The organism is Aliiruegeria sabulilitoris, from assembly GCF_001558155.1.
Lineage (GTDB): Bacteria > Pseudomonadota > Alphaproteobacteria > Rhodobacterales > Rhodobacteraceae > Tropicimonas > Tropicimonas sabulilitoris.
In genome coordinates, this window is sequence record NZ_LOAS01000010.1 from 50,171 (window position 1) to 74,836 (window position 24,666).

Below are 24,666 nucleotides of genomic sequence, written 5' to 3' on the forward strand. Positions count from 1 at the left end.
TTCAGGCGAAGGTGTTCAACCGGTCTTGGATCAGCCGCCGGACAATTCGTTATCGAGGAAATTGCGCGACATGAAGCCGACCATGTCGCTGTTTCCGATGCGAATACGTGCCCAGCCATCGCCCTCATAGGCAACCAGCTCGACCGAATCGCCATAGGCCACCGTGTCCACGACACGGTATTGCGTCGACGGGCCGGAGCGCACATTCACCTTGGTACCAGTCACATACATCATCCGCGCATTGCCCTCGGCCAGCGAAGCCTCCGTTTGCGCGGTTGCTTCGGGTTGGTCTGGCAGTCGCAGGAAGGGCGCGGTCGAGGCATCCATATCCAGCGTCAGGCCGGCAAGAAGCGCTGTATCCGCTCCGGTCTCGCCCTCTGCCGGAAGCGGTGCATCGGCGACCGGCGCAGGTTCGTCGGCAGGGCTCAGCGGTTCTTCGGCGGCGGTCTCGGTGGCGTCGAGGGCAAGCGCCTGGGCGAGGGCTGCGTGCACGCCGGCTTGCATGGAAGTGGGCTCGGGATCGCTCACTGGCGCCTGCATCGGGGCCGGACGTTCAGCCATGGTGTCGGAAGAGTTGCGAACGGCAGCAGCCATCGCTTCCGGTTCCGCCGTGGCGAGCGCCACGGGCGACGTTTCGGTCCTGGAAACGGGCACGGAGGGTTTGCTTTCCGGGCCATCGGGCGCCACCATCATTGCAACCCCGAGGACCAACAACGTCCCTGCAATATAACGTCCGAGCATCAAAAACCTCCCTGGAAACACACACGAGAATCAGCAACAAAAAACTCTGAAACCAGATAATAGCACATTGCTGCAGAAGATAGCGCGCCAAGAGACAATTTCTACGAAGCGTCGCGCTTGTTCGCCCCTGCCTGCTTGGATACACAGCCCCCATGAGCGACGACGCAAACGACCCCAAAATGACCCCGAACGAGATCGCCGAGCCATTGCGCCGGGCGATCGGCGAGCGCTACCTGACCTATGCGCTCTCCACGATCATGCACCGCGCCCTTCCCGATGCCCGCGACGGGCTGAAGCCCGTGCATCGGCGCATTCTCTATGCGATGCGGGAGTTGCGGCTGACATCGTCCGGGGCCTACCGGAAATCGGCCAAGATCTCCGGCGACGTGATGGGCAACTATCACCCTCATGGCGACGCGGCGATCTATGACGCGATGGCGCGTCTCGCCCAGGATTTCGTGATCCGCTACCCACTGGTCGACGGTCAGGGCAATTTCGGAAACATCGACGGCGACAACCCGGCCGCCTCGCGCTACACCGAAGCCCGCCTGACCGGCGCCTCCGAAGCGCTGCTGGAAGGTCTGACCGAAAACTCGGTCGATTTCCGCGAAAACTATGACGGCACGCTCACCGAGCCCGAAGTGCTGCCGGCCTCCTTCCCGAACCTGCTGGCCAACGGATCGAGCGGTATCGCGGTCGGCATGGCTACCAACATCCCGCCGCACAATCTCGACGAGTTGGTCCAGGCCTGTCTGCATCTGATCAAGACGCCGGACGCGCGCGACGAGACGTTGCTCAATTACATCCCCGGACCGGATTTCCCGACCGGTGGCGTGATCGTCGAGCCGCCCGAGAACATCGCCGAGGCCTATCGCACCGGGCGTGGCGCGTTCCGGCTGCGCTCGCGTTGGGAGATCGAGGAGATTGGCCGCGGCCAGTGGCAGATCGTGGTCACCGAGATCCCCTACCAGGTACAGAAATCCAAGCTGATCGAAAAGATCGCCGAGTTGATCCAGACCAAGAAGGTCCCGATCCTGGGCGATGTACGCGACGAGAGCGCCGAGGATATCCGCATCGTTCTGGAGCCGCGCTCGCGCAACGTGGAAGCGGATGTGCTGATGAACATGCTGTTCCGCAGCTCGGACCTCGAAACCCGCTTCTCGATGAACATGAACGTGCTGATCGACGGGCGCACGCCCAAGGTCTGTTCGCTCAAGGAGGTGCTGCGCGCCTTCCTCGATCACCGCCGCGAGGTGCTGATCCGGCGCGCGCAGCACCGGATGGAAAAGATCGACCACAGGCTCGAAGTGCTCGAAGGCTTCATCATCGCCTTCCTCAATCTCGACCGCGTGATCGACATCATCCGCTATGACGCCTCGCCCAAGGACGCGCTGATGCGCGAACGCTGGGGCGGCACCTTCCCGCGCGCGATGTCGGAGGCCGATTACGTGCCCCCTGCCCCGCTGGCCGAGGGCGACGAGGGATCGCTCTCCGATGTACAGGCCGAGGCGATCCTGAACATGCGGCTGCGGAGCTTGCGCAAGCTGGAGGAGATGGAACTCATTTCCGAGCAGGAAGCACTCCTTGAAGAACGCGCCGGCCTGCAGGACCTGCTCGATAGCGAGGACCTGCAATGGACCCGCATTGGCGAGGAGTTGAAGGAGGTTCGCGCCAAGTTCGGCAAGAAGGTCCCCGGCGGTGAGCGGCGCACACAATTCGCCCAGGCGGTCGAAGTGGCCGAGGTTCCCCTCGAAGCAATGATCGACCGCGAACCGATCACGGTCGTCTGCTCCAAGATGGGCTGGATCCGGGCCATGAAGGGCCATATCGCGCTGGATTCCGAGCTGAAATTCAAGGATGGCGACGAGGGCCGATTCCTGTTCCACGCCGAAACGACAGATCGCCTGCTGGTCTTTGGCAGCAATGGCCGCTTCTACACGCTTTCGGCCTCCCAGCTTCCCGGTGGGCGCGGCATGGGTGAACCGGTCCGGCTGATGGTGGATCTGCCCAACGAGGCGGAGATCGTCTCCCTGATGATTCACCGCGCAGGCACGCGCCTGCTCGTGGCGTCGACGGCGGGGGACGGGTTCGTGGTGCCCTCCGACGAAGTGCTCGCCCAGACCCGCACGGGCAAACAGGTGTTGAACGTGAAAGGCGAGGTAAGCGCGCTTATCTGCAAGCCGGTCGATGGCGATCACGTAGCGGTCATCTCGAAGAACCGGAAATTCCTGATCTTCCCGATCGGTGAATTGCCCGAAATGACCCGCGGCAAGGGCGTTCGGATCCAGAAATACAACCAGACCCGCGGCCGGCAGGGCATGTTGGAACTGGATGGCGGTTTGTCGGATATCACGACCTTCAACGCGGAATCCGGCCTGAAATGGCTCATGCCGAACGGCCAGACCCGCCATGAGAAGGATCTCTCGCCCTATATCGGCAAGCGCGCCAGCGTCGGCCGCCAGCCGCCCTATGGCTTCCCGCGCGACAACAAGTTTTCCTGAGCAATGGGGGCGCTGCCCCCGTCGCGGCATGCAGCGCCTCCGGAACACCCGGAAACATCCTGCATCGTTTTTGCATTCCAAACGATTTCGGGAAGCATCGAATCCCGCTTCAGCGCCTTTCGCAGCACATGAACCGGTAGGAGATCACCGCCCCGGTTCGGAGATCTTCGGTCGGCTGGCGGCCTTGATTTCCTTGATCTTGCGCTGAAGCTGCATCTGGCGGCGGTTCTGATAGGCCGAGATCAGCGGCAGCGTGATATGATAGGCGATGAGGCCCACGATGATGCCCGGAATGATTCCCCCAACGAGAAACGGCAGGAAGACCTCCTCGAAGAAAACGCCGAGCCGATGCCAATTTGCCATTTCGCCGTTGAAGATCGTCAGGAAGTTGGCCCAGAGATCAGCGAAGGCCCCTGAGAACTTCTCCATGAGGCTGGCGCTCATTTCTTCCGGCCCCACTTCGTGAAGACGCGCGGCCACATGTGGTGCGATTTCCAGGTCGAGGATCCAGTAACCCATCTTGAGCGCGATGGCGGCGATGAAGGGGAACGTGATGGGATTGCCAAAGAATGTGGCCAGGATCGCGGCCAGAATGTTCCCGCCAACCGTTTTCGCGACGATATAGGCTGTCAGGAAGTGAAAGCCGTAAAAGGGCGTGAAGGAGACGAAGACCCCCGCAAAGATGCCGCGCGCGATTCGATGTGGCTTGTCGGGCAGGCGCCGGATGCGATGCTTGACATAGATCGCAGCACGCCCCCAGCCACCTCGTGGCCAGAGGCTTTCGCCCACGATCCTCAGCCAGCTTCGTTTGTCACGTCGCTTGAAGACCACGCCTCAAGACCTTTCACTCGATTTCCGCAAGGCCCTGCGTCTTGCGATCGGCATTCCGGAGACGTTGGACCATCGCCACATCGTTATCCGCTTCCAACGCCGTCATGACCATATGAAGATGTTCGACATCGCGCAGGTCCACGTCGATTTCGAGGCGATAATAGTCCGGCTTTCTGTCCATGAATTCCAAGTTCGAGATATTGGCCTTCTGCTCCCCGATCAATGTGCAGATTCGACCCAGCACGCCGGCATCGTTGCTGATCGTCATTTCCAGCGTCACCGTATAGACGGCCGGGTGCAACCCCGAATGCCAATGCAGATCGATCCAGCGGTCGGGCTGGTCTTCCAGTTCGACCAGCGTCGGACAGTCGATGGCATGCACCACGACCCCCTGGCCGCGATAGGTGATGCCAACGATCCGCTCGCCGGGAACCGGCTGGCAGCACTTGCCGCGCGTAGGCGTCTGATCCGCCGCGAGGCCGAGAACGGCGCGCTCCCTTTCGACTTCCTCACCTTCGCGGGCGGCCAGTTCGGGATAGAGCGTCGAGACAACGTCGCGCGCGGTGAGTTCCGCCGATCCGAGCCGGGCTAGAAGCTCCTTGTGATCCTGCAGGCCAAGCTGCTTGGCTGCCGTCTGCAACGCCTTGGGGGTGGAGGTCTTGCCGATATGCTCGAAAGCAACCCGTGCCAGCTCCGAGCCGAGCTTGATATAGCGCTCGCGGTTTTCCTCGCGCAGGGAGCGGCGGATTGCGGATTTCGCCCGGCCGGTCACCACGATGTCGAGCCAGGTCGCCTGCGGACGCTGCCCTTCTGCCGTTATGATCTCTACTGACTGGCCATTCTTGAGCCGGGTCCAGAGCGGCACGCGCACACCGTCGATCTTGGCGCCGACGCATTTGTCGCCGATCCGCGTGTGAATGCCATAGGCATAATCGAGCGGGGTCGCCCCCTTTGGCAGCTTGATCACGTCGCCCTTGGGTGTGAAGCAGAAGACCTGGTCGGAATACATCTCGAGCTTCATATGCTCGAGGAAATCGATGTTGTCGCTTTCGCTGAACCGCTCCGAGAGGGTCGAGATCCACTCGGCCGGGTCGACCGCGAAGGGGTTCTCGGCCCGCACACCGTCACGATAGGACCAATGCGCGGCAACGCCGGATTCGGCGACCTCGTGCATCTGCCGGGTGCGGATCTGGATTTCCACCTGCTTGCCGTCTCGTCCCGAAACCGTGGTGTGGATCGAACGGTAGCCGTTGGATTTCGGCTGGCTGATATAGTCCTTGAACCGCCCCGGCACCGCTTTCCAGCGCTGGTGAATCGCACCAAGCACACGGTAGCAGTCCTGCACGTCCTCGGTGATCACGCGAAAACCGTAGATGTCCGACAGGCGCGAGAAGCCGAGCCCCTTCTCCTGCATCTTCCGCCAGATCGAATAGGGTTTCTTGGCCCGGCCGAACACGTCGGCCTCGATGCCGACCTTGTCGAGTTCCAGCCGCATGTCATGAGTGATCTTGTGGATCACGTCACCGGTCTCGCGCTGCAGCGTGATGAAACGACGGATAATGGAGGAGCGCCCCTCGGGGTTGAGGACACGGAAGGCCAGGTCCTCCAACTCCTCGCGCATCCACTGCATACCCATGCGACCGGCCAGAGGGGCATAGATATCCATCGTCTCGCGAGATTTCTGGATCTGTTTTTCCTGCCGCTGGTACTTGATCGTCCGCATGTTGTGCAGCCGATCGGCAAGCTTGACCAGGATCACCCGCAGATCCTTGGACATGGCGATCAGAAGCTTGCGGAAGTTCTCCGCCTGCTTGGTCTCCGAGCTCGACAATTGCAGGTTGGTCAGCTTGGTGACGCCATCGACCAGTTCGGCGACATCGCGGCCAAAGCGCCGTTCGACATCGGCATAAGAGGCGCGGGTGTCCTCGACAGTGTCGTGCAGCAGCGCGGTTATGATTGTCGCATCATCGAGCCGTTGCTCGGTCAGAAGCGCGGCGACAGCGACGGGGTGGGTGAAATAGGGTTCGCCCGAATGCCGGTTCTGCCCTTCGTGCATTTCATGCCCGAAGGCATAGGCCTCCCGGATCTTCGCAGTGTCGCTGCGCGGGTTATAGGCAGTAACGAGCGCGACAAGGTCTTCGACATCAATCATGCGCGGACAAGCTCGTTACAATGCCATTTCGTGGCGTATTACCGCGGCTCCTGCGCTTCCATGAGAGCGCGCAGCATCTTTTCCTCGTCCATTTCGTCCGGTTCGGGACGATCCGGAGTCTCGGCGCCCATCAGCAGTGCCATGGAATCTTCTTCGGGCTCATCGACCTCGATCTGGGTCTGGTTTGCCTCGATCATGCGCTCGCGCAGACTGCCGGAAAGCTGTGTTTCTTCTGCAATTTCGCGCAGGGCGACGACCGGGTTCTTGTCGTTGTCCCGGTCCACGGTGATCTCGGAACCCGACGAGATCTCGCGCGCACGATGCGCGGCGAGCATCACGAGCTCGAAACGGTTCGGAACCTTGTCAACACAATCTTCTACGGTCACGCGGGCCATAGGGAACTCCAGCTTGCCAGGGGTGCGAGCGTGTCTAATAACTCCCCTTGCCGCGGAGTGCAAGGGATTCGCTCGATTCAGATTGCACGAATGCCGGCAAGTTGATCCTCTGTCAATTCCTCGAGAAGTTCGCGCGCACTGCGCCTCAGGACCGGATGCCGCCAGTCCGGTGCGATTTCAACAAGGGGAACAAGAACGAAGGCTCGATCCTGAATGCGCGGATGGGGCAGAATCATATCGTCGGGGAACAGGGTTTTCTGCTGTTCAAAGGGCAAGTCGTGCCATCGCTGCCACATCTCCCGGCTCGGCGCGACGCGCCCGCCAAAATCCAGCAAGTCGAGATCGAGCGTGCGCGACGCCCAGCGTTCCTCTCGCCTGCGATCGAATTTCTTTTCGATTTCATGCAGCCTCGCGAGCAGCGCCTCGGCCGAAAGGCTCGTCTCCAGCAGCGCCACCGCGTTGACATAGTCGGGGCCTGCGCCCGCAGGAATACAAGGCGTGGCATAGAGGCTGCTGGTGGAAACAAGCCGGACCGCGTCATATTCGACTGCCGAAAAAGCCCCCTTGACAAGCTCTTGGCTCGAAAACGTGCCGGATGCGACATTCGACCCTAGGCCAATCACGGCCTTTGTATCGCATTTATGACGTGATATACCTTGCGGCACAGTGGTTTTTCCTTATTTAGTCGATCACCGCAGCGGACTTTATCCACTCAACCACTCACTTGTCCGCGCGGTATACCGAAAGGATATTTTATGTTCTACAGGGATGAACGCCTTGCGCTCTTCATCGACGGCTCAAATCTTTATGCCGCCGCGAAAGCCCTGGGCTTCGACATCGACTACAAGCTTCTCCGGCAGGAATTCATGCGCCGCGGCAAGCTTCTTCGAGCGTTCTACTACACGGCACTTCTGGAAAACGACGACTACTCTCCCATACGGCCCCTGGTGGACTGGCTCCACTACAATGGCTTCACCATGGTGACCAAGCCGGCCAAGGAATATATCGACAGCCAGGGTCGCCGAAAGGTGAAAGGCAACATGGATATCGAGCTGACGGTCGATGCCATGGAACTGGCTCCGCATGTCGATCATATCGTACTGTTTTCGGGCGACGGCGACTTCCGTCCGCTGGTCGAAAGCCTGCAGCGCTCCGGCGTGCGGGTCTCCGTGGTCTCCACGATCCGCAGCCAGCCGCCGATGATCGCCGACGAACTGCGCCGCCAGGCCGACAACTTCATCGAGCTGGACGAGCTGAAAGACGTGATCGGTCGCCCGCCCCGTGAACCGCGCCCCGAGCAGATGCGCACAGAGGAGTTCGCACGCGACTGACGTGCGCAGCTCTACTGGATGGAACAAGCGGTCTGCCCCAGGGCGGGCCGTTTCGCGTTTTAGTCGGCTTCGTAGCTTTCCGGAGGCTATGGCCGTTTGGGGGCGCGTGCTGTGCTCGCGTTGACGGTCCCTCGGATAGGGCCTCCGGCGGGGATATTTGGGAAAGAGAACATTGGAGGGAGTCTCGGATCCTCTTTCCGCAAATGTCCCAGGGAAACGCTCGCTTGAGCGCGGGGGCAACGCCCCCCCTTGCGACGGGCCAAACGGATCCAAGCTACGATTTCTTCGCTGGACGCCTCCGCGCCCACGCCTTACGTCTGGCCTCCGGAGGTCCTTATGAACAAACCTGCCCTGACCCTGTACCTCGCCGCGCCGCGTGGCTTCTGTGCCGGCGTGGACCGCGCGATCAAGATCGTCGAGATGGCACTCGAGAAATGGGGCGCGCCCGTCTATGTCCGCCACGAGATCGTTCATAATCGCTTCGTCGTTGACGGATTGCGTGACAAAGGGGCCGTCTTTGTCGAGGAACTCGACGAATGCCCGACGGACCGACCGGTGATATTCTCCGCCCATGGGGTGCCGAAAGCGGTCCCGGCCGAGGCGGAGCGGCGGCAGATGGTCTTTGTCGATGCGACCTGCCCGCTGGTCAGCAAGGTGCATATCGAGGCCGAGCGGCATGCGGAGGAAGGCCTCCAGATCGTGATGATCGGTCACGCCGGTCATCCCGAGACCGTCGGCACCATGGGCCAGTTGCCCGACGGCGACGTATTGCTTGTGGAAACGGTCGCGGATGTGGCCACGCTCGACGTGCGCGACCCGGAGCGCCTCGCCTATGTCACCCAGACGACCCTCTCCATCGACGATACCGCAGGCGTGGTCGCTGCACTGCAGGCCCGGTTTCCCGCCATCGTCGGGCCGCACAAGGAAGACATCTGCTACGCCACGACCAACCGGCAGGAGGCGGTCAAGGCGATGGCCCCCAAGGTTGACGCGATCCTCGTGATTGGCGCTCCGAACTCCTCGAATTCCCGCCGACTGGTCGAGGTCGGCGCACGGGCCGGTTGCGATTACTCGCAACTCGTACAGCGAGCCGGCGACATCGACTGGCGGGCCCTGGAAGGGATCACGACGCTTGGCATCACCGCCGGCGCCTCGGCCCCGGAAGTGCTCGTGCGCGAAGTGATCGACGCTTTCTCCGAGCGTTACGAGGTCACCGTCGAGCAGGTGGAGACCGCCATCGAACGGGTGGAGTTCAAGGTACCGCGCGTCCTCCGGGAGGCCGCCAAATGATCTCGCTACAATTCCTTCTGACCGCTTTCGTGGTCGTGATCGCACCGGGAACGGGCGTCATCTACACGCTGGCCATCGGGCTGGGACAAGGGCGCCGCGCGTCCCTTTGGGCCGCCCTAGGATGCACTGTGGGGATCCTGCCTCACCTGACGGCCGCGATTCTCGGGCTGGCCGCTGTGCTGCATACCTCGGCCCTGCTGTTCCAGGTGGTGAAATTCGCCGGCGTCGCCTACCTGATGTGGCTCGCCTGGCAGGCGCTTCGTTCAGGCGGCGCATTGGCGATCTCGCCCAGCAAGGGCACGCCGCAACCCTGGGCCATCGCCCGGCGCGGTGCGCTGATCAACATCCTGAACCCGAAACTCTCGATCTTCTTTCTCGCCCTTTTGCCGGCCTTCCTGTCGGGCAATCCGCTGGCGGCGAATGGCGAGATGATGTTGCTCGGCGCGGTATTCATGCTCATGACCTTCGTTGTCTTTGTCGGCTACGGCATCTTTGCTGCCGCCGCGCGCGATGCCGTCCTGTCGAGCGAGAAAGCCATGCGCTGGCTCAACCGTTCCTTTGGCGCGATCTTTGCGGCCCTCGGTCTGCGCCTGGCGCTGGAGCGGGCGTAACATCCGCGAGGGCCCTGGAAGAATGAGCGACGAACGCACTCTCTCGGTTTATGACACGCAGGCTGGCGATTATGCACAGCTCGTCGAGACAGGACGCCCCTATCCGCGCCTCGAAGCCTTCATGGATCGGTTGCCCAAGGGCGGGCGGGTGCTCGATCTTGGCTGCGGGCCGGGGAACTGGGCGGCGCGCATGATCGAACGGGGGCTGGAGGTCGTCGCGCTGGACGCCTCCGACGGCATGGCCGCCGTGGCCGCCGAACGCTACGGGTTGACGGTGCGGGTGGCGCGTTTCGATAGCGTCACGGAAACCGAGGCCTATGACGGGATCTGGGCGCATTTCAGCCTGCTACACGCGCCGCGCTCCGCCATGCCCGGCCATCTTGCGGCCCTGTACAGGGCACTGCGCCCGGGCGGGTGGTTCCTGTTGGCGCTGAAGCTCGGATCGGGCGAGGCCCGCGACGGCAAGGACCGGTTCTATACTTATTACACGGAAGACGAGCTTTGCGGGCTTCTCGATGCCGCCGGGTTTGAAATTGTCATCCAGGAGCATGGAGAGGACGTCGGCTTCGACGGTACGCCACATGAATTCATCGTGTTGACCGCCCGCAAGCCGTGATCCCTTGCCCCGCCCCGAAACCTCCCGTATCCGCCCCGCATGACCGAGCTATATGCATTCACCGATGGCGCCTGTTCAGGCAATCCCGGCCCGGGTGGCTGGGGCGCACTGCTGCAGGCCAAGGATGGCGACACGATCGTCAAGGAACGGGAATTGTCGGGCGGCGAGCCTGCAACCACCAATAACCGAATGGAGCTTCTGGCCGCGATCAGCGCGCTGGAAAGCCTGACCCGGCCGAGCAAGATCACCGTGATCACCGATTCCGCCTATGTGAAGAATGGCGTGACCGGGTGGATCCATGGCTGGAAGAAGAACGGCTGGAAGACGGCCGCGAAGAAACCGGTGAAGAACGTGGAGCTGTGGAAGCGCCTCGACGCCGCACAGGCCAGCCACGATGTGAGCTGGGAATGGGTCAAGGGCCATGCCGGCCACCCGGAAAACGAGCGCGCCGACGAGTTGGCGCGCGCCGGAATGGCGCCGTTCAAGAACTGAGACTGGTCAGTCGAGCTTGTCTGGCAGGCTCAGCCCGCGCAGAATCTCCTCTGCCGGCATCGGGCGCTTGCCCTGCCGCTGCGCTTCGAGAACTTCGATGGCGCCGCTGCCGCAGGCGACCCTGAACCCGCCCAGAACCGTGCCCGCCGCCCCGTTGCCCGCCACCAGGCGACTGCGCAGCAGCTTCACCCGCTCGCCCGCGATCTCGCACCACGCGCCCGGGAAAGCCGACAGGCCCCGGATCTGGCGGTCCACCGCTTCGGCGGGCTGGCTCCAGTCGACCCGCGCCTCGGCCTTGTCGATCTTATCGGCATAGGTGACGCCCTCTTCGGGTTGGATCTCGGGCGAAAGCGCTCCGACCTGCGCCAGTGCCGCCACGATCATTCGCCCGCCCATCGCCGAGAGCCGGTCATGCAGATCGGCGGTCGTGTCCTGTGGCCCGATCCCCGTTGCCTCGCGCAGCAGCACAGGGCCGGTATCGAGCCCCGCTTCCATCTGCATGATGCAGATGCCGGTCTCCGCATCGCCGGCCATGATCGCCCGGTGGATCGGCGCCGCACCGCGCCAACGCGGCAGCAGCGAGGCGTGGATATTGAGACAGCCATGCGCCGGCGCATCGAGAATCGCCTGCGGCAGGATCAGCCCATAGGCAACGACGACCCCGATATCGGCGCCGAGCGCGGCAAAGGCATCCTTCTCTTCCTGCGGGCGCAGCGAGACCGGGTGGCGCACCGGGATGCCCAGCGCCTCGGCGCGTGCCTGCACCGGGCTCGGGCGAGGCTTCTTGCCGCGACCGGCCGGCCGCGGCGGCTGGCTATAGACCGCCACGATCTCGTGCCCGGCCTCCACCAGAGCATCCAGCGCCGGAACCGAGAAATCCGGCGTTCCCATGAAGATAACCTTCATCCCCTACCCCTTTGCCTTGCGTGCTTTCTTCAGCAGCATCTCGCGTTTCGTCCGGCTGAGCCGGTCAAAGAACATCCTGCCGTTCAAATGATCGATCTGGTGCTGGACGGAGGTCGCCCAGACGCCCTCGAATACCTGCCGCATACGGCTACCCTGCGCATCGGTAAAGGCGACATCCACCCTGGCCGGACGCTCCAGCCGCGCATGCATGCCGGGCAGATTCGGGCTCGCCTCGTCATGGGCGCGCAGTTCGGGCGACGCCTCCACAATTTCCGGATCGGCTAACAGCACTGCCTTGCCGCGCTCCTCGGAACAATCGACGACGGCAAGCCGCAGCATCACACCGATCTGCGGTGCCGCCAGTCCAAGCCCTGGCATAGCCTCCATCGTGTCGACCATGTCGGCCCAGATTGCGCGGATCTCGTCCGTGACCGCGCCCACGGGTTCGGCTTCCGTTCGCAGGCGCTTGTCTGGCCAGGGCACGAAGGGCCGCACGGTCATGCGTTATATTCCTCGATCAAGGCAAGGCGCATCTGTCGGTCCACCCGGTCGAGCGTGACGATCCCATCGAGATGGTCCAGCTCGTGCTGCGCACAGATGGCGTCGAACCCGTGAAGGTCCGCCTCCTGCGCGGAGCCGTCAATCTCGGTCCAGCGCATGTGGATCTGCGCCGGGCGTTCCACCCGCGCCAGAATGCCGGGGATCGACAGGCAGCCTTCTTCGAAGGCCTGTGTCTCCGGCGAGGTCCAGGTGATCTCGGGATTGATGAAGATCCGCGGCGCGGGCGCGCGTTCCTTCCACTCGGTGTCCATCACGAACAGGCGCAGCGGCTGGCCGACCTGCGGCGCGGCCAGTCCCCGCCCCTCGGCGGCATACAAGGTGGCGAGCATATCCTCCGCGAGCCGGCGCAGCGAAGCGTCTATTTCCCCCACGGGGTCGCAGTCGCGCGCAAGAACCGGATCGGGCCAGGTGACGATATTCAGTCGCCCCATGCCGCTCAGCCCCGCGCCAGCTCGCGCTTGAGCTTCTGCATCTTGCGCGTGATCATCTGGCGCTTGAGCGGCCTGAGGTAATCGATGAACAACACGCCGTTCAGATGGTCGATCTCGTGCTGAACACAGGTCGCCCAGAGGCCATTGAAGTCTTCCTGACGTGCGGCGCCGTCGCGGTCCATCCACCGCACCGTCACCTCGGCCGGGCGTTCGACCTCGGCATATTGTTCAGGGATCGACAGGCAGCCTTCCTCGTAGACGCTGCTCTCCTCCGATTCCGCGATCACCTCGGGGTTGAACATCACCAGAGGGCGTGGCTCGCCTTCGCCGTCGCGCACGCAATCGAGCACGATCAGCCGCCGGGTTATCCCGACCTGTGGCGCCGCAAGCCCGATGCCGGGGGCATCATACATGGTTTGCAGCATGTCGTCGGCCAGTGTCCGCAGCTCGTCGGACAGATCGGGCACGGGATCGCACACCTTCTTGAGGCGCGGGTCGGGATGTATCAGGATCGAACGCAAAGTCATGCACGCGATGTAGGCGATGCCCGCTTGCGTGGCAATATCACGCCGTCACTGCGCGGCTTTCTCTTGCGCCTGCCGTTGCAGCCGATAGCTTCGGCGCCGAGCAGAAAAGAGGTGCCTAATGTCCTTTGACGAGATCATCGACCGGTTCGGAACCCATTGCGCGAAATGGGACATGATGGAGCCGATCTACGGCGTTCCGGCCAAGGACGGCATCGCCATGTGGGTGGCGGACATGGATTTCCGTCCGCCGGCTTGCGTGCAGAAAGCGGTCGAGGACATGGCGGCGCATGGCATCTATGGCTACTGGGGCGGCGAGGGCGACTACAAGAACGCGATCTGCTGGTGGATGTCCGAACGCCACGGCTGGACGGTCGATCCGGAGTGGATTTTCACCACCCATGGCCTCGTGCACGGCACCGGCATGTGCGTGGACACATGGACCGCGCCGGGCGATGGCGTCGTTCTCATGACTCCCGTCTATCACGCCTTTGCCCGCGTGATCCGCTCCGCTGGCCGCGAGGTGGTCGAATGCCAGATGGTCAACAATAATGGCCGCTACGAGATGGATTTCGACGCCTGGGACGCGCAGATGACCGGGCGCGAGAAACTGATGATCCTGTGCTCACCGCATAACCCGGGCGGCCGCGTCTGGACCCGCGAGGAGTTGGAAGGGGTGGCCGCCTTCGCCAAGCGGCACGACCTGATCCTGGTCTCCGACGAAATTCACCATGACCTCGTCTATCCCGGCGCGACCCATATCCCGATGGCCAATATCGAAGGCATCGAGGACCGGCTGGTCATGATGAGCGCCACGACCAAGACCTTCAACATCGCTGGCTCCCATACCGGCAACGTGATCATCCCGGACCCGGACCTGCGCAAGGCCTTCGCCACGCGCATGTCTGCGCTCGGACTCTCGCCAAACAGCTTCGGGCTGGCCATGACTACGGCAGCCTACTCGCCGGATGGTGCCGCCTGGGTGGATGAGCTGATCGTCTATCTCGATGGCAATCGAAAGCTGCTGGACGCGGCGGTGGAGTCGATTCCCGGCCTCGCCTCGATGAAGATGGAGTCGACCTATCTCGCCTGGGTGGATTTCGCGGGCACCGGCATGGAACGCGACGAGTTCACCCGGCGGGTGCAAAAGGACGCCCGCATCGCCATCAACCACGGCCCGACCTTCGGCAAGGGTGGCGAGAGCTTCCTGCGCTTCAATTTTGCCACGCCCCGCAGTGTGGTCAACGAAGCCATGGAACGCCTGACCACCGCCTTTGCGGATCTCCAGTGACGGGGCTGATCGGCCCTCTGCTCGTCACGGCGGCGCTGCTGGCGCCGCCCGCCATGCTGGGCGCATCGCTCTGGCACCATTTCGAACCTTGGGACATGACCCCTCCGCGGGCCCTGACAGAGGACATTGATCGGATCGTCATCGAGAAGAGCCGCCGCACGATGGTGGTCTACCGCGATGGTGAAATCCGGAAACGCTATCGCATCTCGCTCGGCTTCGCGCCGGAGGGCGATAAGCAACAACAGGGCGACGGCAAGACGCCGGAAGGGATCTACCGGATCGACCGCCGCAACGACCGCAGCCGGTTCCACCTATCGCTCGGCCTCGACTACCCACGCCCCGAGGACCGCGCCGAAGCCTCCGCACTCGGCGTGAACCCCGGCGGGGACATCTTCATCCACGGCCAACCCAACAAGCTGCCCGATTTCATGAAAATCCCCGGCGACTGGACCGAGGGCTGCATTGCCATCACCAATGCCGAGATCGAGGAATTGTTCCGTCACACGACAACGGGCACCGAGGTCGAGATTCGGCCCTAGCAAGATTGGCCCAGTTCCAACCTCGAAAGGGGGCTTTCCCCCAAAGAACAATCGCCATCGGATATTTCTGGCCCGAAGAAGAACGACTGGCAGTCACGACTTCTTCTTGAACCAAATAGCCGCGTAGGCGGCATGACCCAAAGAAACTTTTGAGCGCTCGAACGATTTCCACTCGATCTTTCAGGTGAACAGCGTTGGTAGATTGGGTCTACTTCTGTGGCAACAGCCCCACCGGTTCAGGCCGCTCGCGCACGAAATCCGCAGCAGGCGCATTCCGGTCGGCCGGATTGGCGGTTTTCACCTCGTATGTTCGTTCGCCATCGGCTTCGGAACTGGTGACGATGAGCGCCTGGCAGAGATGTCTGCCGTGATCGAACAGATCGACCAGACCGCGCAGGCGCGGTGCGTCCTCGGCGGTTACCGCGAAACCACTCTCCCAGTAACGCAGGATGGGCATCTCCTGTTCGCCCGCCCGGACCTTCATATAGCTACGCTTGCGGCGTTGCGTTCGGCGCGCGCGCTCCATCTCATCTCGCAGTTCCCGCGGTAGAAATTCGGACATGCGGCTCTCCTTGTCGAACGGGCCTGCATTGGGCAATCCACCAGCTCCGCTGTCAACGGCGACCGGGCGCAACCCGCTCGCGCCCCACAAAGTCGCGACATTTCAACAACATGACTGCATGTGCAAAAAACCGCAGGCGCCCCTGCACCGGTCGGCCTTTCGAAACCCGGCAGGATCATTACCTTCTGAGGCGAATGCGAATGGGGGTAAAAATGGGTCTTCTGATCGACGGGAAATGGCATGACAGCTGGTACGACACCAGCAAAACGGGCGGCGAGTTCGTCCGCTCGGAGGCGGGTTTCCGCAACTGGATCACGCCGGATGGCCGGCCAGGACCAAGTGGCACGGGCGGATTTAGAGCCGAAAGCGGCCGCTATCACCTCTACGTGTCGCTGGCGTGCCCTTGGGCGCATCGCACGCTCATCTATCGGCAGATCAAGGGCCTTGCCGAACATATCTCGGTTTCCGTCGTCCACCCGGACATGCTGTCCGAAGGCTGGAGCTTCGGACGGGAGTATCCCGGGGCCACGGGCGACAGCCTGTTCGGCCTGCCCTACCTGCGCGACATCTACACCCGCGATACAGCCGATTTCACCGGCCGCGTCACGGTACCCGTCTTGTGGGACAAGACCACCGGCCGGATCGTTTCCAACGAAAGCTCGGAAATCATCCGCATGTTCGACAATGCGTTTGCCGGAGTGACCGGCGATAGTGCTCGCATGCGTCCGCCAGCCCTGATCGATGAAATCGACGCGGTGAACGAGCGTCTCTATGCCAACCTCAACAATGGCGTTTACCGCGCCGGGTTCGCCACCCGCCAGGCCGCCTATGACGACGCCGTTGGAGATGTTTTCGAGGTGCTGGACTGGATGGAGGACCGCCTTTCGCGGCAACGCTACCTGGCCGGCGCGCAGATCACGGAAGCAGACTGGCGCGCTTTCACCACCCTGATCCGCTTTGATCCGGTCTATTTCAGCCATTTCAAATGCAGTCGCAACCGGCTGGCCGACATGCCGAACCTGCTCGGTTACACACGGGAACTCTACCAATATGCGGGCGTGGCCGAGACGGTCGATTTCGATCACATCCGACGCCACTATTTCTACAGTCACGAAACGATCAACCCGTCCCGGATCGTGCCAGTGCCTCCGCTGATGGATTGGTCCGCGCCGCATGGGCGCGACTGGCTGGAGGCCGACAGCGCGGCCTGATCCGCCTTAGCGGCGCGCCTTGCCGTGATACTCGACCATCGCCGCGAGATCCTCCGGCGGGGTCTCCGATTGCAAGAAGGCGCAGGCATTGGACGCGAGGCTGAAGATCGAGCCGTCGGAAAAGAAGCTGGTGTTGGTCACGAAGATAACCCGTGCCGCGGGGCGGCGATAGGACGCGAAGTCGGACACCGCGAAAGCGCTTCCCTCCTCCAGAACGACATCCAGTATGATGACCTGGAAAGACCGGTCGTGCAGGAAGGCGATTGCCTCGGCCTGACCTTGCGCGAGCGAAACTTCGTGGCCCATCCGTTCAATATGACGTTTCCAGAGCCAGCCCAAATCGCGGCTGCTCTCGACAATCAAGACTTGCATGCAACCCCCGTGCCGAAACCAATACGGCACTACTGCCTTATGTTCCTGAGCTTTTTTTCTTAACGAATCGTTAATGATTGGTTCGCAAGCGTTAACGGCTTTCCTTCGCGCGGGAAACACAGCAAAAGCGGCGCGATACCGCGAAGGCGGACAGCTTGATGACGAGGCTTCGGCATGGCGGGAGAGAAAGGCCACAATACGCACGGCTCCAAACGGGACCATGGCGGCGGGTTGGATGCGGCCTGCGAAAGGTGGGGCGGTGCGCGCACGGACTGGCTGGACCTGTCGACTGGCATCAACCCGATCCCCTATCCCTTGCCCGAACTACCCGGCGACGCATGGAGCGCCCTGCCCGACAGCAACAGCCTCGCGCGTCTCATCACGGCGGCCCGTGCGTACTGGGACGTTCCCGCCGGCCTGGAGGTGCTGCCGACGCATGGCGCCTCGGCCCCGATTGCCCGGATCCCGTTTCTGCTGGCGCCGCACGGCCCCGGCCGGGTCCATATTCCGGCACCGACCTATAACGAACATGCCGCCGCCTTTCGCAATGCAGGGTTCGACACGGTGCCCCGGATCGACGACGGCCCTGTTGACGCCACCGTCCTCGTGCATCCCAACAATCCCGATGGCCGCCTGTGGACGGCCGAAGAGCTGCCCGAAAGCGGGCTTCTGATCATCGACGAAAGCTTCTGCGACATTCATCCGGAACGGAGCCTGTTGCCGGTTGTGGCAACGCGTCCGCAAACGCTGGTTCTCAAGAGTTTCGGCAAGTTCTGGGGGCTGGCCGGTCTGCGGCTCGGCTTCGTCATCGGCGCGCCGGCGTTGATCGCCCCCTTGCGGGAGATGACCGGCCCGTGGTCCGTCTCCGGACCGGCCCTCGCCATCGGGGAAGCGGCGCTGACGGACAATAACTGGGCCAGGGAAACCCGCACCCGGCTCGACACCGATGCCGCAAGGCTCGATACACTGATGACGGCTGTAGGCGCGACGCTTGCCGGTGGCACGTCGCTCTTCCGGCTCTATCGAACCGCTGACGCGACCGCGATGCAGGAACGACTCGCGCGCGGACATGTCTGGTCCCGGCGCTTCCCCTATTCCTCAGAATGGATCCGCCTCGGATTGCCCGGAAGCGAGTCGGACTGGCAACAACTTGAGCGGGCGCTGGCATGACCGGCTCCCCGCTTGTTCTTCTGCTCGCGCTGGCCTTGGACGCGGTTCTGGGCGAGCCGCAATGGCTCTGGTCGCGCCTGCCACACCCCGCGGTCGTGATGGGCCGAGCGGTGGGTTGGGTGGATCGCAGTTTCAACACAGGAAACCGTCGCCGCCTTAAGGGCACCCTCACGCTCCTGGCGCTGGTGCTTCTCGCCGGCCTGTTGGGCTGGGCGCTTCAGGCATGGATTCCCGGCCAGCTTGCCGATGTCATCGTCGTTGCCATCCTCGTTGCGCAGAAATCGCTGGTCCAGCATGTCGCCGCCGTGGCCAGCGCCCTGCGCGAGAACCTGGAGGCCGGAAAGCGCGCCGTTTCGATGATCGTTGGCCGCGACACGACCGGCATGGACGTGCCCGCCGTCTCCCGCGCCGCCATCGAGAGCGCGGCGGAGAACTTTTCGGACGGCATCACCGCCCCGGTCTTCTGGTACCTGCTCGGCGGGCTTCCCGGAATCCTGATCTACAAGGTGACCAATACCGCCGACAGCATGATCGGCCACCGCACGGAACGGCACGAGGCTTTCGGCTGGGCCTCGGCCCGGTTTGACGATGTGTTGAATTACATCCCTTCCCGGCTCACCGGGGCGCTGATCCTGCTGTCGCACGGCCTGTTCTCGGGTTGGGGCAAGGTTGCCCGCGAGGCGCGCCAGCACCGTTCGCCCAATGCCGGCTGGCCCGAGGCCGCCATGGCGCGCTGCCTGAATGTCGCGCTCTCCGGCCCGCGCAGCTATGGCGGCGAGATCCGAGACTTTCCCGTCATCTACCCGGCGGGAGACCGCTCCCCCGGCCCCGAGGCGATCGACCGCTCCGTGACCGCGCTCTGGCGAAGCTGGGCAGGACTGTGCGCTGTCAGCCTTCTGCTTCTCGCGCTCTTCTGACAGCCGGGAAGGGCCGCACCTCGTTGCCCGAAACGCAACTACGCCACGCACGGCGCACCGATTTGGTTGGATAAACCCGGTCCACCTGTCAATTTCTTCCACCAGGCAGAAAAGCGGTGAATGCCGGGTGACGCGACTTCAATCGCAATGCCGGGCCCTTGCCCTCTTGCACCTTTCCAGCCCATCCCTATAACGCAGTCAATTTGCCGAAGCCCGCTGCCCGGAGACTCCTACCATGCCCAAACGCACCGATATATCGTCCATCATGATCATCGGAGCGGGACCGATCGTAATCGGCCAGGCCTGCGAGTTCGATTATTCCGGCGCGCAGGCCTGCAAGGCGCTGCGCGAAGAGGGATACCGGGTCATCCTGGTCAACTCCAACCCGGCCACGATCATGACCGATCCCGACATGGCCGACGCCACCTATATCGAACCGATCACGCCCGAGATCGTCGCCAAGATCATCGAGAAAGAGCGCCCCGACGCGCTGCTGCCGACGATGGGCGGCCAGACCGGTCTGAACACATCGCTGGCGCTTGCCGATATGGGCGTTCTGCACAAATACGGTGTCGAACTGATCGGTGCCAACCGCGTTTCCATCGAAATGGCGGAGGACCGCAAGCTCTTCCGCGAGGCGATGGACCGGATCGGGCTGGAAAATCCCAAGGCCGTCATCGCCAACACGATGGAAGAGTGCCTCGACGCGCTGGAGCATGTCGGCCTTCCGGCGATTATCCGCCCCGCCTTCACGCTGGGCGGTACCGGTGGCGGCGTCGCCTATAACCGCGACGATTACGAGTATTATTGCAAGACCGGCCTCGATGCGTCGCCGGTGAGCCAGATCCTGATCGACGAGAGCTTGCTGGGCTGGAAGGAATTCGAGATGGAGGTTGTCCGCGACAAGGCGGATAACGCGATCATCGTCTGCGCCATCGAGAACGTGGACCCGATGGGCGTCCATACCGGCGATTCGATCACCGTCGCCCCGGCGCTGACGCTGACCGACAAGGAATACCAGATCATGCGCAACGGCTCGATTGCCGTTCTGCGCGAGATCGGCGTCGAAACGGGCGGCTCCAACGTACAATGGGCGATCAATCCCGAGGACGGCCGGATGGTCGTCATCGAGATGAACCCGCGCGTCTCCCGCTCCTCGGCGTTGGCGTCAAAGGCCACCGGCTTCCCGATTGCCAAGATCGCCGCCAAGCTCGCCGTCGGCTACACGCTGGACGAGCTGGACAACGACATCACCAAGGTGACGCCGGCAAGCTTCGAGCCGACCATCGACTATGTTGTCACCAAGATCCCGCGCTTTGCCTTCGAGAAATTCCCCGGCTCCAAGCCCGAGCTGACCACGGCGATGAAATCCGTGGGCGAGGCGATGGCCATCGGCCGCACCATCCACGAGTCGCTGCAAAAGGCGCTGGCCTCGATGGAGACCGGCCTGACCGGCTTCGACGAGGCCGAGATCGCCGGCCTGCCCGGCGACGAGAACGTCGTTCTTGCCGATAGCGATGATCCGGTTGTGCCGCAGATCCTCGTTGGCAAGACCCAGACCGACCAGATGTCCATCGACAAGGCGGTGACCCGCGCGCTGGCGCTCAAGACGCCGGACCGGATCCGCGTCATCGCCCACGCCATGCGCTTCGGCTTCTCGGACGAGGAGATCCGGGAGATCACCGATTTCGATCCTTGGTTCCTCGCCCGCATCCGCGAGATCATCGGCGCCGAGGCCCGCATCCGCAAGGATGGCATCCCACTCGACGAAAAGGGCCTGCGCAGCCTCAAGATGATGGGCTTCACCGACGCACGGCTGGCCAAGCTGACGGGCCGGGACGAGGCGAATATTCGCCGTGCCCGCCAGAATCTCGGCGTCGTGGCGCAGTTCAAGCGGATCGACACCTGCGCGGCCGAGTTCGAGGCCCAGACGCCCTACATGTATTCGACCTATGAAGTTCCCGCGATGGGCGAGGCCGAATGCGAGGCGCGGCCCTCCGACAGGAAAAAGGTCGTCATCCTCGGCGGCGGTCCGAACCGGATCGGCCAGGGGATCGAGTTCGACTATTGCTGCTGTCATGCCTGTTTCGCGCTGACCGATGCCGGCTACGAGACCATCATGATCAACTGCAACCCGGAGACGGTCTCCACCGACTACGACACCTCCGACAGGCTGTATTTCGAACCGCTGACCTTCGAACACGTGATGGAGATCCTGCGGGTCGAACAGGAGAGAGGCACGCTGCACGGCGTGATCGTGCAGTTCGGCGGACAGACACCGCTCAAGCTCGCCAATGACCTCGAAGAGGCCGGCATCCCGATCCTCGGCACCACGCCCGACGCGATCGACCTTGCCGAGGACCGCGAGCGGTTCCAGGCGTTGGTCAACAAGCTGGGCCTGAAGCAACCCAGGAACGGTATCGCCTCCACCGATGCCCAGGCGCTGGCGATTGCCAATGATATCGGCTTCCCGCTGGTCATCCGCCCCTCCTACGTTCTCGGTGGTCGGGCGATGGAGATCGTGCGCGACCATGCCCAACTGGAGCGCTATATCTCCGAGGCGGTGGTGGTCTCCGGCGACAGCCCGGTCCTGCTCGATAGCTACCTGTCAGGCGCTATCGAGATCGACGTGGATGCGCTCTGCGACGGCCAGAACGTGCATGTTGCCGGCATCATGCAGCATATCGAGGAGGCAGGCGTCCATTCCGGCGACTCGGCCTGTTCGCTGCCGCCCTACTCGCTCGACGCCGCGATGATCGCAGAGCTGAAGAAGCAGACCGAGGCGCTCGCGCTGGCGCTCAACGTGGTCGGGCTGATGAACGTGCAATACGCGATCAAGGACGGCGTCGTTTACCTGATCGAGGTCAACCCGCGCGCCTCGCGCACCGTGCCCTTCGTGGCCAAGGCCGTCGGCTCGCCCATCGCCTCCATCGCCGCCCGGCTCATGGCCGGCGAGAAGCTGACGGCTTTCGACCTCGTCGATCCGCAGATCGACACCTTCGCCGTCAAGGAAGCCGTGCTGCCTTTTGCCCGCTTCCCCGGCGTCGACACGATCCTCGGCCCGGAAATGCGCTCGACCGGCGAGGTCATGGGCTCCGACAAGAACTTCCACCGTGCCTTCCTCAAGGCCCAGATCGGCGCGGGCGCCGACCTGCCCACGAGCGGCTGCGTCTTCATGTCGATCAAGCCGGATGACAAGTCGCCCCAATTGCTTGAGACGGCCCAGGCCCTTCACGACCTCGGTTTCGAGATCATCGCCACCCGCGGCACGGCAAAGTTCCTCACCGCCGAAGGCATTCCGGCCAAGATCGTCAACAAGGTCTACGAGGGCCGGCCGAACATTGTCGACGTGATGAAGGATCGCAAAGTGCACCTGGTGATGAATACCACCGAGGGCGCACAGGCCGTCGAGGACTCGCGCTCGATGCGGTCCGTCGCGCTGATGGATCGCATCCCCTATTTCACCACCCTCGCCGCCGCCCATGCCGCGGCGCTGGCCATGAAGGCCCGCGAGGAAGGCGAAATCGGTGTCCGCGCCCTGCAGGATACCTGATCCGTCGGGAACGTGAGTCAGCCCGTCCGACCTGTCGGGCTGCTCATAAACATTCATTCTGCGGCATGTTGCGCCGCTCGCGTAGCATCACTATCCGCTAATGTAGGCGAAACCATTTGATCCGGAGAATCCCATGAGCGAGACCGAAACCCACACCGCCCCTTCCGAAAACCTCGTGCCTTTCACCGGCGACCGTGGCTGGAAAGGCCTGCAGCGCAGCGAAGGCGAAGGCGCCTTCTTCGCGATCGTGCTTCTGCTCGTGGTTGTAGCGGTCATTGCCGGGCTGACCATGGGTGTGGCCGGTATCGGCCTCGTTTTCGTGCTGCTGACCTTCGTGTCGCTGGCCGCACTGGTCCTGATCTCGATCGGGCAATAGGGCGCCAACCGGCCGGGACCGTTTGCCGCTTGTACGGGGGCACCCTGTCGCCCTAAATCCAAGCGCAGGAGGGCCCGACCATGGCACGCACCCAAACAGACATTCTCATCGCCGGCGGCGGGATCGCCGGCCTGACGGCTGCGTTGGCCTTTGGTCGCGCGGGTTTTCGCACCGTGCTGGTCTCGCCCGAACCGCCCGTGACCGAGGGCAACGACGACGGTTCGGACTTGCGTTCGACCGCCTTTCTCCAGCCCGCCAAGAACCTGTTCGAGCAGATCGGCCTTTGGGACGATCTGGCTGAAACCGCCACACCACTGAACATCCTGCGTGTCGTCGACACGGTCAACTGGCCGCCGCAGATCCGCGACAGCCGGGAATTTCTGGCCACCGATATGGGCGAGCAGAGTTTCGGCTGGAACCTCATGAACTGGCGGGTATTGCAGGGGCTGGCGCGGGTGCTGAAGGCACAGCAGGGTGTCGACCTGCGTTTCGGCACGTCCTTCGTTTCCATGGTCGCGCGGGATAGCGGCGTTATCGTGCGTCTTTCCAATGGCGATTCCGTCGCCGCCAAGCTGGTCATCGCAGCGGATGGGCGCAATTCGGCCGTGCGCGAGGCCGCCGGAATCGGGGTGAAGACAACGCGCTACGGCCAGAAGACGCTGGCCTTCGTCGTCAGCCATGCCAAGCCGCATGCCAATGTCTCCACCGAGATCTACAACCAAGGCGGTCCCTTCACGCTCGTGCCGTTGCCGGATCTGGACGGCCAACCGGCCTCGGCCGTGGTCTGGATGAACCGGGGCCCACGGGCCGAGGAACTGGCCGCAATGGAGCAGACCGCGTTCGAGGCGCGGATGTCCGAACGCAGCTGCTATATTCTTGGTCCGCTGCACCTGAAATCGGAACGCCGGCTCTGGCCGATCATCAGCCAACGCGCCGAGCGTCTGTCGGCACCGCGGGTGGCGCTGATGGCCGAGGCTGCCCATGTGATCCCGCCCATTGGTGCGCAGGGGCTCAACACCTCCCTGAATGATCTGATCCTGTTGCGCGATCTTGCCCTCATGGCCGGCCATGATGGGCTGGGCTGCGAGAAGATGCTGGCGGAATATGACCGCAAGCGTGGCGCCGATATTCGAAAGCGCGTCCAGGCAATCGACCTGTTCAACCGGGTTACCCGCTCGCCGCACCCGCAGGTGCAGAACCTGCGCCTGACCGGCATGAAGGCTGCCCATGACCTGACGTCCCTGCGCCACGCGATCATGCGGGCCGGCATGGGGCATTGACTTCGGGGCCGGG

The 24,666-nt window shown here is 63.1% G+C and carries 25 protein-coding genes; 14 read left to right on the forward strand and 11 right to left on the reverse strand.

Annotation, left to right across the window (positions count from 1 at the left end):
• Window positions 1–30 precede the first annotated feature (30 nt).
• Window positions 31–741, reverse strand: coding sequence for an SH3 domain-containing protein (locus tag AX756_RS10230; RefSeq protein WP_068310724.1), 711 nt, complete (start codon window positions 739–741; stop codon window positions 31–33).
• Between the two features lie 152 nt (window positions 742–893).
• On the opposite strand from AX756_RS10230, the gene AX756_RS10235 reads away from it, so the two are divergent.
• Window positions 894–3,242: a DNA topoisomerase IV subunit A gene (locus tag AX756_RS10235; protein ID WP_068310726.1), complete on the forward strand. Its 2,349-nt coding sequence runs from the start codon at window positions 894–896 to the stop codon at window positions 3,240–3,242.
• Window positions 3,243–3,386: 144 nt separating this feature from the next.
• Here the strand turns inward: AX756_RS10235 and AX756_RS10240 are convergent, their stop codons facing one another.
• The 4 genes from AX756_RS10240 to folK all read right to left on the reverse strand — a co-directional run bounded on the left by AX756_RS10240 (window position 3,387) and on the right by folK (window position 7,285).
• Entirely contained in the window at window positions 3,387–4,073 is a 687-nt protein-coding gene (locus AX756_RS10240; RefSeq protein WP_068310728.1) for a DUF2062 domain-containing protein, read from the reverse strand.
• 13 nt (window positions 4,074–4,086) lie between these two features.
• Complete coding sequence (locus AX756_RS10245; protein WP_068310730.1) at window positions 4,087–6,225, reverse strand: RelA/SpoT family protein; 2,139 nt, start codon at window positions 6,223–6,225, stop codon at window positions 4,087–4,089.
• Between the two features lie 38 nt (window positions 6,226–6,263).
• Window positions 6,264–6,620 carry a DNA-directed RNA polymerase subunit omega gene (gene rpoZ, locus AX756_RS10250; protein WP_068310732.1) on the reverse strand — a complete coding sequence of 119 codons (357 nt, stop codon included), beginning with the start codon at window positions 6,618–6,620 and terminating at the stop codon, window positions 6,264–6,266.
• Window positions 6,621–6,697: 77 nt separating this feature from the next.
• Entirely contained in the window at window positions 6,698–7,285 is a 588-nt protein-coding gene (gene folK, locus AX756_RS10255; protein WP_231701025.1) for a 2-amino-4-hydroxy-6-hydroxymethyldihydropteridine diphosphokinase, read from the reverse strand.
• Between the two features lie 90 nt (window positions 7,286–7,375).
• Here folK and AX756_RS10260 point away from each other — a divergent pair, with 90 nt between their 5' ends.
• The 5 genes from AX756_RS10260 (at window position 7,376) to rnhA (ending at window position 10,960) form a co-directional block, all read left to right on the forward strand.
• Entirely contained in the window at window positions 7,376–7,951 is a 576-nt protein-coding gene (locus tag AX756_RS10260) for a LabA-like NYN domain-containing protein (protein WP_068310734.1), read from the forward strand.
• 336 nt (window positions 7,952–8,287) lie between these two features.
• Window positions 8,288–9,241, forward strand: a complete 954-nt coding sequence (ispH, locus tag AX756_RS10265) for a 4-hydroxy-3-methylbut-2-enyl diphosphate reductase (RefSeq protein WP_068310736.1) — start codon at window positions 8,288–8,290, stop codon at window positions 9,239–9,241.
• Window positions 9,238–9,852, forward strand: a complete 615-nt coding sequence (locus AX756_RS10270; protein ID WP_068310738.1) for a LysE family translocator — start codon at window positions 9,238–9,240, stop codon at window positions 9,850–9,852. Before ispH ends, AX756_RS10270 begins: the two co-directional genes overlap by 4 nt.
• A gap of 22 nt (window positions 9,853–9,874) precedes the next feature.
• Entirely contained in the window at window positions 9,875–10,468 is a 594-nt protein-coding gene (locus AX756_RS10275) for a class I SAM-dependent DNA methyltransferase (protein WP_068310739.1), read from the forward strand.
• 39 nt (window positions 10,469–10,507) lie between these two features.
• The gene (gene rnhA / locus AX756_RS10280; protein ID WP_068310742.1) at window positions 10,508–10,960 is read left to right on the forward strand and encodes a ribonuclease HI; all 453 of its coding nucleotides are present in this window, start codon (window positions 10,508–10,510) and stop codon (window positions 10,958–10,960) included.
• 6 nt (window positions 10,961–10,966) lie between these two features.
• On the opposite strand, the gene fmt is transcribed toward rnhA, so the two are convergent.
• The 4 genes from fmt to def (AX756_RS10300) are packed head-to-tail and all read right to left on the reverse strand — an operon-like array spanning window position 10,967 to window position 13,385.
• A complete protein-coding gene (gene fmt / locus AX756_RS10285; protein ID WP_068310744.1) occupies window positions 10,967–11,866 on the reverse strand; it encodes a methionyl-tRNA formyltransferase in 900 nt (299 codons plus the stop codon).
• Window positions 11,867–11,869: 3 nt separating this feature from the next.
• Complete coding sequence (def, locus tag AX756_RS10290) at window positions 11,870–12,367, reverse strand: peptide deformylase (RefSeq protein WP_068310745.1); 498 nt, start codon at window positions 12,365–12,367, stop codon at window positions 11,870–11,872.
• Entirely contained in the window at window positions 12,364–12,858 is a 495-nt protein-coding gene (gene def, locus AX756_RS10295; RefSeq protein WP_068310748.1) for a peptide deformylase, read from the reverse strand. Before def (AX756_RS10295) ends, def (AX756_RS10290) begins: the two co-directional genes overlap by 4 nt.
• A gap of 5 nt (window positions 12,859–12,863) precedes the next feature.
• Window positions 12,864–13,385 (reverse strand): peptide deformylase, encoded by a 522-nt coding sequence (gene def / locus AX756_RS10300; protein ID WP_068310750.1) that lies wholly within the window; start codon window positions 13,383–13,385, stop codon window positions 12,864–12,866.
• 118 nt (window positions 13,386–13,503) lie between these two features.
• Between def (AX756_RS10300) and AX756_RS10305 the strand changes: the two genes are divergently transcribed.
• Together AX756_RS10305 and AX756_RS10310 are read left to right on the forward strand one after the other, a co-directional pair.
• Entirely contained in the window at window positions 13,504–14,673 is a 1,170-nt protein-coding gene (locus AX756_RS10305) for a MalY/PatB family protein (protein ID WP_068310752.1), read from the forward strand.
• Window positions 14,670–15,212: a L,D-transpeptidase family protein gene (locus AX756_RS10310; protein ID WP_231701026.1), complete on the forward strand. Its 543-nt coding sequence runs from the start codon at window positions 14,670–14,672 to the stop codon at window positions 15,210–15,212. The genes AX756_RS10305 and AX756_RS10310 overlap by 4 nt, the downstream gene beginning before the upstream one ends.
• 208 nt (window positions 15,213–15,420) lie before the next feature.
• Here AX756_RS10310 and AX756_RS10315 read toward each other — a convergent pair whose 3' ends face one another.
• Window positions 15,421–15,774, reverse strand: a complete 354-nt coding sequence (locus tag AX756_RS10315) for a hypothetical protein (RefSeq protein WP_068310754.1) — start codon at window positions 15,772–15,774, stop codon at window positions 15,421–15,423.
• A 212-nt stretch (window positions 15,775–15,986) separates the two neighbouring features.
• Between AX756_RS10315 and AX756_RS10320 the strand changes: the two genes are divergently transcribed.
• A complete protein-coding gene (locus tag AX756_RS10320) occupies window positions 15,987–16,985 on the forward strand; it encodes a glutathione S-transferase family protein (protein ID WP_068310756.1) in 999 nt (332 codons plus the stop codon).
• Window positions 16,986–16,991: 6 nt separating this feature from the next.
• Here the strand turns inward: AX756_RS10320 and AX756_RS10325 are convergent, their stop codons facing one another.
• The gene (locus AX756_RS10325; RefSeq protein WP_068310758.1) at window positions 16,992–17,357 is read right to left on the reverse strand and encodes a response regulator; all 366 of its coding nucleotides are present in this window, start codon (window positions 17,355–17,357) and stop codon (window positions 16,992–16,994) included.
• Window positions 17,358–17,531: 174 nt separating this feature from the next.
• Here AX756_RS10325 and cobD point away from each other — a divergent pair, with 174 nt between their 5' ends.
• From cobD to AX756_RS10350, 5 genes are all read left to right on the forward strand, one after another.
• Entirely contained in the window at window positions 17,532–18,527 is a 996-nt protein-coding gene (gene cobD, locus AX756_RS10330; RefSeq protein ID WP_068310760.1) for a threonine-phosphate decarboxylase CobD, read from the forward strand.
• A complete protein-coding gene (gene cbiB, locus AX756_RS10335) occupies window positions 18,524–19,444 on the forward strand; it encodes an adenosylcobinamide-phosphate synthase CbiB (protein ID WP_068310763.1) in 921 nt (306 codons plus the stop codon). The genes cobD and cbiB overlap by 4 nt, the downstream gene beginning before the upstream one ends.
• 235 nt (window positions 19,445–19,679) lie before the next feature.
• Complete coding sequence (gene carB, locus AX756_RS10340) at window positions 19,680–22,997, forward strand: carbamoyl-phosphate synthase large subunit (RefSeq protein WP_068310765.1); 3,318 nt, start codon at window positions 19,680–19,682, stop codon at window positions 22,995–22,997.
• 133 nt (window positions 22,998–23,130) lie between these two features.
• Window positions 23,131–23,373 (forward strand): hypothetical protein, encoded by a 243-nt coding sequence (locus AX756_RS10345; protein WP_068310767.1) that lies wholly within the window; start codon window positions 23,131–23,133, stop codon window positions 23,371–23,373.
• An 80-nt stretch (window positions 23,374–23,453) separates the two neighbouring features.
• Window positions 23,454–24,653, forward strand: coding sequence for an FAD-dependent monooxygenase (locus AX756_RS10350; protein WP_068310769.1), 1,200 nt, complete (start codon window positions 23,454–23,456; stop codon window positions 24,651–24,653).
• The last annotated feature ends 13 nt before the right edge of the window (window positions 24,654–24,666 follow it).